The sequence below is a fragment of the Laceyella putida genome, from assembly GCF_042665195.1.
Classification (GTDB): domain Bacteria; phylum Bacillota; class Bacilli; order Thermoactinomycetales; family Thermoactinomycetaceae; genus Laceyella; species Laceyella putida.
Window position 1 is genome coordinate 42,081 of sequence record NZ_JBHTBW010000013.1, and the last position, 14,814, is coordinate 56,894.

Genomic DNA, 14,814 nt, shown 5'->3' on the forward strand with positions numbered 1-14,814 from the left:
TGGGCGACACTCGAAAGGTTTTCGGTTATGCAAAGGATTTTGGGGGTACCCGCCCAGTCCACCCGTTGGCCGGTTGCGGAACCTTGGCGGGAGGGTGGGCGGGTGGAGACCCCGATTCCAAAATCTGAAGGTGGGGAGGACTCCGAATGAAAGGAAATTACGGAAACGTTTCTGTTGAACGGTATTTTCCGCGTGAGTTGCTCCTGAAAACAAAACTTTGGATCCCATTTTCCCCAAGAGCCGAGTATGTATCCCGGAAACGGCTCATAGAGAGATGCCAAGAGAGTGAAGGCAAAAAATTGACCGTCGTGGTTGCGCCCGCAGGGTACGGGAAAACCGCCCTGGTTTCGGAATGGGCAGTCCGGAGCAAGCTGTCGGTGGCCTGGGTGTCACTCGATGTCAGCGACAATAATCCAGCACGCTTTTGGATGCATCTCATCGCCGCTATGTCCTTCTTGGAAGACCCGTTAAGGGAGGCGGCGATGCAAAAGCTGCTACAACCCGATTGGGAACAGGAAATGGTTTTAACTCTGCTTCTCAACGCGATTGACGCCCAGCGCCCCAAATTCACCCTGATTCTGGATGATTATCACCTGATCCACAACCGGGACATCCATCAGGGGATGGCCTTCTTGTTGGAACACCAACCCCCTGGAATGCACGTGATTCTGTCCAGCCGGACGCAACCGCCATTGCCTTTGGCCCGGTTGCGGGCAAGAGACCAATTACTTGAAATCAACCATGCCGATCTTCGCTTTCGTATCAATGAGGCATCCTCGTTTTTGCAACAGGCGACCAAGCGTCGTTTTTCTCCTTGTCAGTTGAGAGAACTGCTTGGCCGAACGGATGGCTGGATCACCGGCATCCGCTTTCTGGTCAGCGACAAAGCGGCCAAGGGGAACGAAGCGACGGATTGGAATTTGAATCGCCACCTCACCCACTATTTTGAGGATGAAGTATGGAACCAACTGGACGAATCGGAACAAACCGTTTTGCTGAACACCAGTATCTTAACTCCCTTGAATGCAAACACGTGCCAAGCGCTCACGGGGCGTCCGGATTGTCAAGGATTGTTGGAAATGTGGGTGAAAGAAGGCTTGTTCCTCTTTCCGGCGGATGATGAGCAAAAAAATTACCAGTACCACCCGTTGTTTGCGGAGTATTTGCGGACTCGCCTCCGTCGCGAATCCCCCGACCGCGAGCATCAGTTGCACCGGCGGATGGTGAGATGGTATGAGAGCCAATGGTGCACTGAAAAAATGATGGAGCATGCGCTGGCTGCACGGGATTATGAAGAAGCGGCCGACATGATTGGGCGCCATGCCGGAGCGTTGATGAAAGAAGGATGGGTTTCCCTGGTGGAGAGCTGGCTCCATCGATTGCCAATAGCCTTGTTGCATACACGGCCACAGTTAGGATGCCTGTTGGCTTGGGTTCGTATCTTGAAAGGGGAAGTGCGGCACGCGTTTGAGTGGCTGCATGAGTTGGAACGGCATGGGAACTTCCGGGAACAAAAGCGGGACGAAGCGTTCGAAGAAGAAACCGCTTTGCTCCGCACGGTCATCGAACTTTTGTTGGAACAGGACGAATCCGCATTGAAGAAAGGGAAAAAAGTGTGGGCCGATTTGCCGCCCGAACATGCATACTATCCCCATGTATGTTTGGCCCTGGGGGAAGCACATTGCAAGCTGCATCGATTGCATGACGCGATGGTTTGGTGCATGAGAGCAAAACGGGGGGCTGAACGGACTGCGGATTTTCACTTGGCTCTGTTGGCGGACGGGATTCTGGGGGAAGTGGAGATCGCCCGGGGACAATTGGAAGACGCCATGTTAAGGTTGACCAAGGCATTAAAGCGTGCCCAAACGCCCCGGGGCGATCTGCCCGGTTCCGGCTACCTTTATTTGACCTTGGGAAAAATTTATTATGAATGGGATCAGCTTGATGACGCGGAGAGAAGTTTTGCGCGTGCGTTTGAGTTGTGCAAACAATGGGGTAATCACTCCGCAGTCGTTGACACATACATTTGGAAAGCCCGGGCCATCTTTGCCAAACACAAGGGAGTGGTTGCCAAGGAGCTTCTGAAGCGAGCCGAGGAGTTAATCAAGGATGCTGTCGTCTTTCCGCAGCATTCCTCCAAAATCAAGGCGGTGCAAGCGTCGTTGGCCCTGTTGCAGGAAAATGAGGCAAAAGCATTCGTTTGGGCGAAGTCGTGTGACGCCGGCCTAATGGACCTTTCGCTAAAGGAGAGCGAGTTTGAGTACCAAACGTTGATTCGGGTGCTGATCAGGCAACGGAATGAGGACAAGACGATGCGCATGTTGAAACGGATGATCAAAGATGCCGAAGAAACGGGGTGCAGCAAGAGCCTGGTGACTTATTATTTATTGCAAGCGTTGGCCCACAAAGCGTTTGGACAGGTGAACAAGGCATTTGGTTCGCTTGGAAAGGCACTGGCGGTGGGAAGCCGGATGCAAGCGGCCCGGGCCTTTATCGATGAGGGACAGGCCATGGCCGAACTGTTGTTGCAGTATGTCAACGGAGTCGAAAAAGGTTGTCTTTCCTTGCCTGACGGGGTGAGCAACGAATATTTGTCCCATCTGCTCCTTTTATACAAGCGACATGGAATCGGTCCCGTGCGGCACTGTAGAGAAAAAAGCGGCGAGGCTCAACCGGACTGGATGATCGAACCGCTCAGCGAACGGGAAAAACAAGTGTTGCAATTGGTGTCGGAGGGACTGAAGAACCAGGAAATCGCCGATGAATTGGTGATTTCGATCAGCACCGTCAAGAAACATATCAATAACATTTACGGGAAATTGCAAGTGAGAAACCGGACAGAAGCCATTAAATTCGCAAGGAAACTGCACTTTTTAAATTCATAGGGACCATGAAAGCCCGTTGGGAGAGGCTCCTTTCAAGAACAGGAAAGGAGCCTCTCCCTTTTTTGTTGCCCGAAGCGTAATTTGGCATCGCAGTTGGGCGGGCCATAGGCCTATGGTCATCATCGCGGACTCGACAAGCAGATCTCTTGAAAGGTGGGTTCATTCTCCTTTTGCGTCTGGGGTGTATTCCCCCCCGATACTACCTTTGGCTACTGTTTGCCGCGCTCATCCATGTTAGACTAGCCGCATACAAATAAATCATTTGTTTTTCATAATGGTTTTCGAGAGGGGGAACCCGGAGATGAGCGACCCCCAACATGTGTTGGTCACGGGCGGGGCTCGTGGGATTGGGCGCGGGATTGTCGAGGATCTTGCTTCCCGTGGGATCAAAGTCACGTTTTTGTATCGGGGCAGCCAGGAGCTGGCGGAGCGGTTGGTCGCCGGTCTCCATGAACAAGGCGGAGACGTTTCCGCTTACCCATGCGATGTCCGCCGATCCGATGCCGTCAAAGAAGCGATTGCCACCATACTGGATCGGGAAGGCCCGGTGGACGGGTTGGTCAACAATGCGGGCATTACCCGGGATGCCTTGCTGTTCATGATGAAAGACGAAAACTGGGCCGATGTCATCGAGACGAACTTATATGGCGTTTACCACGTGACACGCCACTTGATTTCCCATTTCTTGCGGCGCAAGCAAGGAAGAGTGGTCAACATCACTTCCGTTGCCGGCCTGGTGGGGATTATGGGGCAAACGAACTACTGCGCTTCCAAAGCGGGCATTATCGGGTTCACCAAAAGCCTGGCGTTGGAAGTGGCCAAACAAGGGATCACCGTGAATGCCGTTGCTCCCGGATACATCGACACCGAAATGGTTGCCAATCTTCCCGAAGCCAAACGGGAAGAGTTGCTGAAACGGGTTCCGATGGGCAGGATCGGCACCGTGCGGGATGTGGCGGGGGTGGTTCGGTTTTTGTTGGGAGACGAGTCCCGCTACATGACGGGTCAAGTGATCACTCTCGATGGCGGTTTAACCGTTTAGTCCGGTGGGACGGGTTTCGTTTCCCGCGGTTGATCGAGAGGAGAGCGTTCACGCACGGACGGCATTCGCGAGCGAAGCCAACAGCCTAGCCGCTCCCGTCAAAGAGAATTTGATGGGAAAGATTTTTTGGGTACGAACCGCAATCCATTATGATTTCGGAGGGATGGATGATGATGACGGTGGAAATGAAAGAGAAATTGAAAGAACTGGTGGCTAATACGATCGAAGTGGACGAATTTGAAGAGCATGACCGTTTTGTGGAAGATTTTGGTGTCGATTCCATGATGGTGTTGGAACTCGTTGCGCGGATTGAAAAAGAGTTTGGCGTTTCCATCCCGGATGAATATTTTGCGGAATTCCAAACGTTTGCCGATGTAGCCCTCATCACCGAAAAGTGCATGAAAGAAACAGAATCCGCCAGTTTGTGAGGGGGGAGGAACATGCGTGAACGAATCGCGGTAACCGGCTTGGGCGTCCTGACGCCGATTGGCAACGATGTGAATAGCTTTACCGACCATCTGTTTAAAGGAACGATCGGCACCGGTCCGATCCGGTCGTTTGACACCGCCCCCTATGAGGTGAAAAACGGGGGCGAGGTCAAAGGGTTCGATCCAGAGCCTTTCATTAAAAAACTGAATCCCCATGAGCTGGATCGTACTTCGCAATTTGCCATCGCCGTGACCCGCATGGCGTTGGAACACGCCGGACTCGACCCGGAGGACCTGCCGCGCAAACGGGTGGGTGTGATTTTCGGAACCACGCTGGGAAACCAGCAAACCCTGGAAAGGCACGTGGACGGCCGCCTCAGCGGAGACACGTCATATCCGGTTCCATACCGCCGCTATTCGGCGCAAACCATCTCGTCCTGCGTCGGGGCGGAGTTCGGTTTTCGCGGGCCCAATCTGGTGATTCCCACCGCTTGTGCGGCAGGCAATTACGCAATCGGTTATGCGGCGGATATGATTAAACGCGGCAAATCGGATTACATGATCTGCGGGGGAACGGATGCCATTTCCCGGACCTGTTTCACTATGTTTGCCCGCTTGAACGCCATTGCCCCGGAAATCTGCCAGCCGTTTGACCAAAACCGCAAAGGGATGATGGTCTCGGAAGGGGCGGGTGTGCTTCTGTTGGAAAGGTATGACTTGGCGGTGAAACGGGGGGCGACCATTTACGCCGAGTTTGCCGGTTATGCCAACAGTTGCGACGCGTTCCACGTAACGGCCCCGCATCCGGAAGGAGACGGAGCCGTATTGGCCATGCGAAAAGCGCTCGAAAACAGCGGGTTGACCCCGGAGAACATTGACTACATCAGTGCGCATGGCACCGGAACGCCCGCCAACGACAAAATCGAGGCCAAAGCGGTGCACAAAATTTTTGGCGAGCGTTCGCGGAAAATCCCGATCAGCTCCATCAAATCGATGATCGGCCACACGATGGGAGCGGCCAGCGCCATCGAAGCCGTGGCGTCTGTGTTGGCGATTCATTACGGCAGGGTTCCGCCCAACGCCAATCTGCGGCAAATGGACCCAGATTTCCCCTTGTTGGTGGCAAACGAGGCCATCGAGATGGAAATTCATGCGGTGTTGAGCAATTCGTTCGCTTTTGGTGGCAACATCAGCACGCTCATTCTGAAGAAACAAGCGGAAGCGGGGGTGTGACAGATGAGTCCGGTTGTCATAACGGGAGCGGGAGCCGTTCTCAGCAAAGCGGTTCCATGGGAAACCCGCTTTCCGATCGTCGCCGCGGATCAAATCAATTATGGCGACATCATTGGTAAACGGGGGTTGCAATATCTCTCCCCTGCCACCCGCATGCTCTTGTCGGCTTCGGTATTCGCATGGAAATCGTCCGGATTGGAGTCGGTAGAACCGGCACGGGGCGGAGTTGTGGTCGGCACCAACATGTGCTGCATGCGCCATGCCGCCGGCTACGATTGGCAGGCGTTGACGGAAGGGGTCCATACGGTGAGCCCCATGGAAGGGCCAAACCTTTTGCTCAATGCGCCAACCGCCCGATTGGGGATTTTCCATAAATTGATGGGGTTTAACACCACATTGTCTTCAGGTCGGCCTGGATCGCTCGACGCGATCGAATACGCCGTCCACGCCATTGAAAGCGGCGAAGTGGATGTCGTGATCACAGGGGCGGTCGAGTCCTTGTCGGATGAGTATGTCGCCTGGTTTAAAGAAAATGGACTCATTGAGGCGGGAGAGGAATCCGTCTTGACCGAAGGGGCCGGCGTCCTCATCTTGGAATCGGACGAACATGCCAAGGAACGGGGCGCGCGGATCTGGGGAACCGTCCGTGGCCTTTCCTCGGTGTTTGACCCTGATGTGAACCAGGCGAAATCGCCGCTATCGGAAGAGAGTTATCTCGAATTGTGGGAGCAGTTGTCGCGGGAAACGGGCATTACTGCGCAAGAAGTCACCCATGTCCACGCCAATATGGATTGCTTGGGCGGACGCGTGGAAGGGGAAAAAGCTTTGCTGAACAGGCTGTTCCCGGACGCGAACTTGCTGGGGCTGGATTCTTCTCTGGGTGAACTGTACACCATCACGGGCATGATTCAAGCGATGTATGCCTTGGAGACCGGTGGGGACGGGCTCCATTGGATTCCCAATGTGGATTGGTTTGGCCGATATCATTCGATTCTGGTGGAAAAGAGAGATGCGTAATGGATTTTCAAACCATTAAATCAACCCTGCCACAGGACATTCCCTTTTTGATGGTGGACAAAGTGCTTCACCGTGTATATCGCCAAGAGATTGTTTGCCTCAAAAATATCAGTGGAAATGATTGGGTTTTTCTCGGCCATTTTCCCAAACGCTCTGTATTTCCGGGAGTATTGATCATCGAGGCGATGGCGCAATCGTCCATCCTCCTCTTCACGGAACCGGAAGCGACGGAAGAGCGCTTGTATTATCTGACTTCCACCAAAGTCCGTTTCCTTCACCCCGTCATGCCGGGCGATCAATTGAAAATTACGATCAGCGTCATCCGCGATTCCTCCATCGGCGCCATCGTGAAAGCGGAAGCCGAAGTGGAAGAGAAAGTGGTGGCCAAAGGTGAACTCTCCTTTGCAGTTCAATGATAAGCCAAACGATCAATCAAACCGGTCGGCTGATTGCCGCCTTGAGAGGGGAGTGGTCGATGTGGCCGTATTCGCTCCATTCGAACGGAATAAGGCCGAGCGGCCAAGCGAAGCGGGAGCGTCAAGGAGCATACCCTTTGTCATCGGCTATTTGGCCACACACGGGATGCGAAATTCCAGTAAAAAACGGGATGTGTTAGGATGAGCACGAATCAGCCATCTCCTCTCTTTTCCAACATGGTAGAGATGCTTCAAAAACAAGCGGAAAAGTATGGGGACAAGAAAGCCTTTATTTACTTGGTCAACGGGGAAACAAGCCATTTCCTGACATACCGGGAATTGGATGCCCGAGCCCGGATCGTGGCATCGTTCTTGCAAAAAAAAGGAGTGGCACGGGGCGAGCGGGCCCTGTTGGTATTTCCCTCCGGCTTGGACTTCATCTATACGTTTTTCGGTTGTCTTTACGCCGGGGTGATCGCGGTTCCCGCTTACCCGCCGAACAAACATGTCGACCGTCTGCAAGCGATTGCGGTGGACGCCAAAGCCAACGTGGCGTTGACGACTTCCAAAATCATTAAAGGGATGAAGACGCGCCTTTCCTCCGTTCGGGGATTGGACGGTTTGGAATGGTTGGCCTCAGACGAGATCACCCGCACGGAAGAAAACCGGTATGATCCGATTTCCATCGATCAAGCGGAGACTGCCTTTTTGCAATACACATCCGGTTCGGCCGGCTCCCCCAAAGGCGTGGTCCTAAACCATACCAATCTTGTAAGCAATGTTCATATGTTGCACACGGGATCGCAAAGTGAAGATTCTTGGACGGTCGTCACCTGGTTGCCAATGTATCATGACATGGGCATGATCGGCACGATCTTGCAACCTCTCTACACAGGTGCCACTTGCATCGTGATGGCACCGGTCGAATTTTTGCAAAAACCGTACCACTGGCTCAAAGCTCTTTCCGATTATCGCGCGGAGTACAGTGGCGCTCCCAACTTCGCTTACGATCTTTGCGTCGCCCGCATTTCGGACGAACAGATGAAAACGCTGGATTTAAGCCATTGGAAGATCGCCTTCAGCGGCGCGGAACCTGTCCGGCACCACACCGTGGCCCGATTTATCGAGAAATTTTCCGCTTGCGGGTTCAAACCGGAATCGTTTTATCCCACCTTCGGACTGGCTGAGACCACTTTGATGGTGACGGGTGCCGGGGTGGAGGATCCACCGCGGTTCCATACTGTTGACGCGGAAGCGCTCAAACAGGATCGAGTGGTGGCCGCTGACGAAACCACCAAGGAAACGCTGACCTTTGTCGGTTGTGGTCATCCCTGGTTCGATACCCAGGTGCGGATTGTCCATCCGGAAACGTGGGAAATGTGTGGTGAGGGGGAAGTGGGTGAAATCTGGGTGGCCGGAAGTATCGTCGCCCAAGGCTATTGGAACCGTCCTGACGCAACGGAGGAGACGTTCCACGTGCGCATAAAGGACACGGGGGAAGGCCCGTTTTTGCGGACGGGGGATTTGGGGTATGTGCATAACGGCCATCTGTTCATTACGGGCCGTTTGAAAGAAGTCATCATTATCCGCGGCAAAAACCACTATCCGCAAGACTTGGAATTCACGGCGGAACAAAGCCATCCCGCTTTGATTCAGAATGCTTCGGCCGCTTTCTCCATTTTGGAAAAAGGGGAGGAGCGCTTGGTTATCGTGGCCGAATTGAACCGCCATTACCATTTGGACACCGAGCCACCGGAAACGGTGCATCCTGGCAGGCTGTCCCTGAGCAAAAAAGAAGTGTTGCGCTCAGTTCGCCAATCCATCTCCGAATGCCATGAATTGCAGGTGTATGACCTCGTTTTAATTCCGCAAGGGAAAATGATGAAAACGTCCAGCGGAAAAATTCAGCGGCGCGCCATGAAACAAGCCTATCTTGACAGGAGTCTTGAACGTTTGGACGGATAAGGGATTTCGGGGTGTCTGGTAGTGAAGCGGTCTGCCCAACCGTAAGGGTGAGGAGGGACGAAACGACAAGGTAGCCTGCTTTAAACAGGCTACCTTGTCGTTCATTCTTCCTAAGAACGTCCGTGCATCCGTTTCCACTCCGCTTAGCTCATCTAATGAACAGACGAATATTGGGCCAATAGGACGCAACGCCGATTCAGATTCTTCTTTACTAAGACTCGTTCACTCTGTTAATAACAGCCTGTCTGAGGTAATTGTATTGTTGTTCATTTGTGTCAGCAAAGGCCTCATCTCTGTTAGAAAGAATATTCTTATATTGAATTTCTTCTCTAAACTGGGAAGCAGTAAAACCATATACCTGACCATTAATTCTGTTATAAAAGTGCCAGCCTTCTGATAATGGAGTTTTCAAAATTTCACCACCTAACAAATCATTCACAACCAATGCTGTAACACCACATTGTCCAAGTGCTGGATTATCTGGAGAATATTTTGTACTCGATTTCTCTGACCAAACCTCAAATAAAATCTCAAGTAGTCTTTCATAAGTCAAATTTAAGTGCTTCATGTCCAATACCTCCGTTTAACATAAGGGACAGCCGGTTTGTTTTTTTTGGTCCGATTGTTCACGACCTACTTCATTTTGGGGGTAACTAGACATCACCAGTAACTATTCTAATACAAATGTTTATAGATTGAGAAAGGAGTGATTCAGATGAAATTTTACTTTGGTTCTCAGATGAAGCAGACATTACTCACACTTCCATCATCGTTTTGGTTTTTGTGTGGGGGGACTTTGATCAATCGAATGGGCATGCTAGTGTTGCCTTTTCTTTCTATATATCTCACTTCTTCTCATCATCTACCGTCAAACCTTGTGGGGCAAATTACTTCCCTAATTGGATTGGGAGGAATGGTGCAATCACTGTTTTTGCCTGTATGAACCGGTACGTCTCGCAAGTGGAGAAGAAGACATCTTGTGGACGGCGGTAGGTTTGGGCTTTACCGCGATGGTGCTGTTCCTCCTTGCGGCGATGGTTTTCCACCGACGCAATTTGTCATTGTGACGAGGCAGATGAGCGTGCCGGAAGATTAGCTTATTAAGGAGGGTTTCATTATGACAACGGAAAACCAAAAAATGACGGTAGGCGGATTTATCTTCAGTTCGCTCGTTACCATTTTAATCTTTCCCGCAGTAATTCTGTTTGCGTCCGGGAATTGGCTTTGGCTGGAAGGCTGGATTTTCAGCCTATGGTTTGATGCGATGGTCCTATCAAATATGATTTATTTGTACCGGTACGATCCCGCGCTGCTGGCGGAGAGGTCTAAATTGCCCGGCTCTGACAACCAAAAGCAGTGGGATAAGTATCTTCTAACCGGAATTTATTTACTGGCCATTGTCTGGCTTATTATCATGCCATTAGATGCAAAAAGGTTCGGATGGTCACCGTTCTTTCCGGTGTGGTTAAAGGTTTTGGGAGGATTGGCATTATTACCGGCTTTATATCTAATCTATCAAGCAACTGTTGAAAATACATTTCTTTCAACATTGGTCAGAATACAGACTGATCGCAAACATCATGTAATTTCCACAGGGGTTTATGGCTTTGTGAGACATCCATTGTATCTTGGCTGTCTGTTAATGATCCTCGGGGCGCCTCTGCTGCTGGGTTCAATGTACGGCTTAATCATTGGTTTAATTGTTGTTATGGTTTTAGTGGGCAGGATCATTGGTGAAGAAAAAATGCTGGTCAATGAATTGGAAGGTTACGAAGATTATAAGAAGAAGGTGAAATATAGACTGATCCCATTTGTTTGGTAATTTATCCTACCCGAAAAGCCACACCTTGATGCCACTGCGACCCCCAAGATGAGCAGCATAACCGGAGCATCGTGAAATATAATACCCCTGGTTCTTTACCAAGCGCCAGGGGTTTTTCATCAAGAGCGGATTCCCAATTTCTCTTTCAGAAATCGGCCAGTATAAGACGCTTCGATCCGGGTAACGAGCAGTTGCCTTACATCCCTGGTGTGCAGCCCCGTTGTCGGTTATTCCTTCGCCGCCAGACAACGTATTGACGGATTGTCCCCACTTCAAGTAGCCAAGTCCCACTTCACAGAGCAGCTTCGCCGTTTCGGTTATTAGGGGGGAACCGTCGTGGCCGAAGGAACCCCAGCAAATCCTCCAATCGCCTTGACCAACCACATTTCCTCCAAAGCCGCCAGCTCCTGGCCCCATGTCAATGATGTGATCAGCCGCCCGCATCACCTCTTCGTCATGTTCAATAACCAGCACAGTGTTCCCCAAATCTCGCAATTGGTTCAACATTCGAATTAATCCTTTTGTATCTCTCGGATGTAGTCCAGCCGTCGGTTCGTCCAAAATATAGAGCACACCGGTCAGTCCCGAGCCCAATATTGACGCCAGCCTTAGCCTTTGTGCCTCCCCTCCGGACAGCGTTGGGGAATTGTTCCTCCTGCCGAGCGCGCAGCAAATGGCTATCGGATGTACACCGAAGAACACATGGCTTATTTTGAATGCATTTGGGCCATGCTCCCTGGTTTCGGCATGAATATCACAAAGGAAGTTTTGCGAAAAGTGCAAAGGAAAGAGGTGGACGACGCGCTCTGGCTCGTTAACAAGTAGCGGGCGCGTATCCACCAAGATAAAACGATGACGGAGAAAGCCGTTCGGATCTTGGAAAACGAGGAACTTGACAAGTTCGAACTGGGAGGAAAATGGCGATTGGGGAGGTTTCCACCTTAACAGGTGTTTCAAGTTCGGCCATCCGGCATTGGGAAAACGAAAGGCTGATTTCGTTGCCTCGGGACCAAGTAAACGGCTATCGGAAGTTTAATCGTACTCAAATCCGGCAAATCCAGATGATCCGTATATTACGATCGGCTCTCGAGCGCACCAATTGGAATTCCAAGCGTATATGTTCGTCACAGTTTCCACATATTAGAGGAAACAAAGGAGGAATTTCAGTTGGTGTGGATTCTTTGGCTGTACCTAATAAATTCACTCTTTATGTTAATCGTAGCGATCCGCGAGGTACGCCGGCCGGCCAAGGCTTTGAATTGGTTAACCATCGGTCTCGTTTTGCCTGTCATCGGTTTCGCACTCTATCTCAGCACTTCCCATTCCATGCGCATGCGTCGGGAAAGACTGACTTCTCCGCATAACGAGTCCGACACGTTGCCCGATTCATTTAGCCGCTCAGCATCGGTCATAGCTCATGCTTTACGGCATTTGACCGTGCATGGCCTTCGGACTGGCCGAGTTCAGGTGCTCATGAACGGTATGGAAACATACGAGAAGCTCATTGAATCGCTACAGAACGCACAAAGAACGATTAATCTGGAATATTTCATATACCGGGATGACCAAATTGGTAGACGCATCACGGATCTGCTGATCGAACGATCCACGGCTGGTGTGCGGGTCCGCTTTTTAAGAGACGGTTGGGGGAGCCGAAACTTTCCGCGGCGTCAGATCATTCGGATGATGGATGCAGGGATTGAATGCCGTACATTTTTTCCAGTGCGTTTTCCTTGGGTATTGTCCAATTGGAATTATCGGGATCATTGTAAAATCGTCGTGATCGATGGAAAGGAAGCTTTTACAGGTGGCATCAACGTTGGGGATGAGTATACCGGATTGAAGCCGAACGTAGGGTTCTGGCGCGACACTCATTTACGAATCGCAGGTGAAGTTGCAGACGATTTGCAGGCTGTCTTTGACGCCCATTGGAATATCGCTTCGCCAGAACGGATGAAGATGAGGACACGCTCGAACAAAAAAATTGAGGATACGCGAAAAACCATTCAACGTCCTAGTCATATATCGCAGAACATCACTCCACCCGGCAGATCCGCACTTTCTGGATTATCGGCAGAATGTGGCGCTGAGTTGGGCACCATGGATGGTAGCGATATTGATACCGTCCCGAGCACAAAGGCGTTGCAGAAAGCGTACGTGCAGACCTTGGAGGGCAATCCTGGAATTCCTACTCAAGTCATTCGGGAGGCCTACTTCATTTGCCTGACACAAGCGGCTAAGACCATTGACATCACCACCCCCTACTTTGTGCCCGATGCAGATATCATCATGGCGATAAAGACAGCCGTGGCACGTGGTGTGCGCGTAAGATTACTGGTTCCCCGCCACGTCGTTCCAAAAATCGTGGGCCTTGCAAGTCGCACCTACTACGGAGAATTGTTGGAAGCCGGTGTGCATATCTACCAATACGACAAAGGTGTGTTGCACGCGAAGTTGATGATCATCGATGGGGAGATTGCCGAAGTAGGTGCAGCAAACTATGATATGAGAAGTTTTCGCCTGGATTACGAGGTGTGCGAAATCTTGTACAGTGCCGACGTGGCGCGGGAACTTACGGAGCAATTTGAGCGTGATCTCACTGATTCCATACCGTTGCGAATCGAAGATATGCTACGGCGCTCCCTTTCGCAGCGCATGATTGAGCAAGGTGCTCGCCTGCTTTCTCCGTTGTTGTAGCCCGTACATGCTCCGTTGATTCACTGCATTTTTACAGTATGTCGGGCAATTCACCTTGGCTTTGGCGTAATCTCGTTGTAATGAGCGATCGCGGGTCCTTTCAAGTTAAAGGTTATCTTCATTGATGAGTGTGAACTGTTGGAGAAGAATGCAAGGTTCATGAAGAATATGAGACGTTCCAAAACTTAGTGGAGAATGTGAAAAGGGATGGGGGGTGACCTCTGTTCCTTTTTGTCATCTAACGGAAGAGGGAAATACCGTGTTCTGAGTGGGAATTACCGCAGGAGCGGCTGGTTATGACAGACCAATGATCCCATCCGCCACGGCTGAAGTAATAAATCGGGCAGTTGAGAAAATGATATCATCCAGCGAGATCAGTAACAAAAACAAGTGGCAAGCATTGGAGTATATGGCCGCGGAATATTTGAGTGGTGAGTGACATGACAATCAATCTTTGGGAAAGAGAGGAGGTCGACTATAAAATTTTTTGAAGCATTCACCTTGTATTGAGAAATGGGAGCAGGCTACCGTTTGATAAAAGTAATAAACTATAACTATCTTCAATTCAAGAACAAAGGTTAGAACAAATAATACATCGCTCTAACCTTTGTTCTTGAATTTAACTAGTTCATCAACTCATATACTAAGCCAAATACAATCAAAACTACTGTAACACTGATAGCCACAATTGTAACGTTAGCACCGAAATCAAAAAGTTTATCAGCCGAATCCTTTTTGTTTTTTTCTTTAATAATAATCATCTCCTTTATTAAGCTGATCATTAATTAGTATAAAGTTTTTTTCCTCCAAAGGCTGTTCTGATTTTAAGATGTTAAAATTACAGATTTTTGCTGGCTGAAAGCCCACGGTTTCAATCGTGGGATGAAAGACGGCGTTGCTTGGTATCCCCATAAAGGGGATGCTTAGAGCAACTATTTTTTATCTTTTGATGTTGCAGTTTGCGGATCGAACGGTTAGGATCTGGATATGGAACAAGACGACAGAAGAACAAGAACAACAGTCTCTTTAATCAATTATCATTTTGTTTTCTGTCCGCGCTATCGAAGAAAAGTACTGGTGAATGAAGTAGAAGAGCGATTCAAGGAACGGGTGACCGAAATTTGTGAAGAGAATGAATGGGTGATTGTCGCTATGGAAGTCATGCCTGATCATTGTCATTTGTTCTTGAACTGTCTTCCCACTCATTCACCATCTGATATCATGGCAAAAGTGAAAGGAGTGACTTCAAGAAGACTGAGACAAGAATTTAAGCACTTGTCCCATCTGGTAAGTCTTTGGACACGTTCTT

General features: G+C 50.3%; 13 protein-coding genes and 1 pseudogene. 12 read left to right on the forward strand and 2 right to left on the reverse strand.

What is annotated here, in order from left to right; genetic code table 11:
- The first annotated feature begins 146 nt into the window (after window positions 1–146).
- From ACFQNG_RS05025 to ACFQNG_RS05060, 8 genes are all read left to right on the forward strand, one after another.
- A complete protein-coding gene (locus ACFQNG_RS05025) occupies window positions 147–2,885 on the forward strand; it encodes a winged helix-turn-helix domain-containing protein (RefSeq protein WP_379863794.1) in 2,739 nt (912 codons plus the stop codon).
- A gap of 301 nt (window positions 2,886–3,186) precedes the next feature.
- A complete protein-coding gene (gene fabG, locus ACFQNG_RS05030; RefSeq protein ID WP_379863795.1) occupies window positions 3,187–3,927 on the forward strand; it encodes a 3-oxoacyl-[acyl-carrier-protein] reductase in 741 nt (246 codons plus the stop codon).
- 170 nt (window positions 3,928–4,097) lie between these two features.
- Window positions 4,098–4,355 carry an acyl carrier protein gene (locus ACFQNG_RS05035; RefSeq protein WP_379863796.1) on the forward strand — a complete coding sequence of 86 codons (258 nt, stop codon included), beginning with the start codon at window positions 4,098–4,100 and terminating at the stop codon, window positions 4,353–4,355.
- A 12-nt stretch (window positions 4,356–4,367) separates the two neighbouring features.
- A complete protein-coding gene (locus ACFQNG_RS05040) occupies window positions 4,368–5,588 on the forward strand; it encodes a beta-ketoacyl-[acyl-carrier-protein] synthase family protein (RefSeq protein ID WP_379863797.1) in 1,221 nt (406 codons plus the stop codon).
- A 3-nt stretch (window positions 5,589–5,591) separates the two neighbouring features.
- The gene (locus ACFQNG_RS05045) at window positions 5,592–6,605 is read left to right on the forward strand and encodes a beta-ketoacyl synthase N-terminal-like domain-containing protein (RefSeq protein WP_379863798.1); all 1,014 of its coding nucleotides are present in this window, start codon (window positions 5,592–5,594) and stop codon (window positions 6,603–6,605) included.
- The gene (gene fabZ / locus ACFQNG_RS05050) at window positions 6,605–7,021 is read left to right on the forward strand and encodes a 3-hydroxyacyl-ACP dehydratase FabZ (protein ID WP_379863799.1); all 417 of its coding nucleotides are present in this window, start codon (window positions 6,605–6,607) and stop codon (window positions 7,019–7,021) included. The genes ACFQNG_RS05045 and fabZ overlap by 1 nt, the downstream gene beginning before the upstream one ends.
- Window positions 7,008–7,226 carry a hypothetical protein gene (locus tag ACFQNG_RS05055; protein ID WP_379863800.1) on the forward strand — a complete coding sequence of 73 codons (219 nt, stop codon included), beginning with the start codon at window positions 7,008–7,010 and terminating at the stop codon, window positions 7,224–7,226. The genes fabZ and ACFQNG_RS05055 overlap by 14 nt, the downstream gene beginning before the upstream one ends.
- Window positions 7,223–8,986 (forward strand): fatty acyl-AMP ligase, encoded by a 1,764-nt coding sequence (locus ACFQNG_RS05060; RefSeq protein ID WP_379863801.1) that lies wholly within the window; start codon window positions 7,223–7,225, stop codon window positions 8,984–8,986. Before ACFQNG_RS05055 ends, ACFQNG_RS05060 begins: the two co-directional genes overlap by 4 nt.
- A gap of 211 nt (window positions 8,987–9,197) precedes the next feature.
- Here the strand turns inward: ACFQNG_RS05060 and ACFQNG_RS05065 are convergent, their stop codons facing one another.
- Window positions 9,198–9,554 carry a YunG family protein gene (locus ACFQNG_RS05065; RefSeq protein WP_379863802.1) on the reverse strand — a complete coding sequence of 119 codons (357 nt, stop codon included), beginning with the start codon at window positions 9,552–9,554 and terminating at the stop codon, window positions 9,198–9,200.
- A 549-nt stretch (window positions 9,555–10,103) separates the two neighbouring features.
- Here ACFQNG_RS05065 and ACFQNG_RS05070 point away from each other — a divergent pair.
- Window positions 10,104–10,808, forward strand: a complete 705-nt coding sequence (locus tag ACFQNG_RS05070) for a methyltransferase family protein (protein ID WP_379863803.1) — start codon at window positions 10,104–10,106, stop codon at window positions 10,806–10,808.
- A 369-nt stretch (window positions 10,809–11,177) separates the two neighbouring features.
- Here the strand turns inward: ACFQNG_RS05070 and uvrA are convergent.
- Window positions 11,178–11,447 (reverse strand): annotated as a pseudogene (gene uvrA / locus ACFQNG_RS05075) (ABC-ATPase UvrA); the annotation flags it as partial.
- 278 nt (window positions 11,448–11,725) lie between these two features.
- Here uvrA and ACFQNG_RS05080 point away from each other — a divergent pair.
- The 3 genes from ACFQNG_RS05080 to tnpA all read left to right on the forward strand — a co-directional run.
- On the forward strand, window positions 11,726–12,172 hold the full coding sequence (locus ACFQNG_RS05080) for a MerR family transcriptional regulator (protein WP_379863804.1): 447 nt from the start codon (window positions 11,726–11,728) through the stop codon (window positions 12,170–12,172).
- Entirely contained in the window at window positions 12,063–13,505 is a 1,443-nt protein-coding gene (locus tag ACFQNG_RS05085) for a phospholipase D-like domain-containing protein (protein WP_379863805.1), read from the forward strand. The genes ACFQNG_RS05080 and ACFQNG_RS05085 overlap by 110 nt, the downstream gene beginning before the upstream one ends.
- Window positions 13,506–14,492: 987 nt before the next feature.
- On the forward strand, window positions 14,493–14,814 hold a 322-nt coding region (gene tnpA / locus ACFQNG_RS05090), incomplete at its 3' end, for an IS200/IS605 family transposase (protein WP_379863806.1).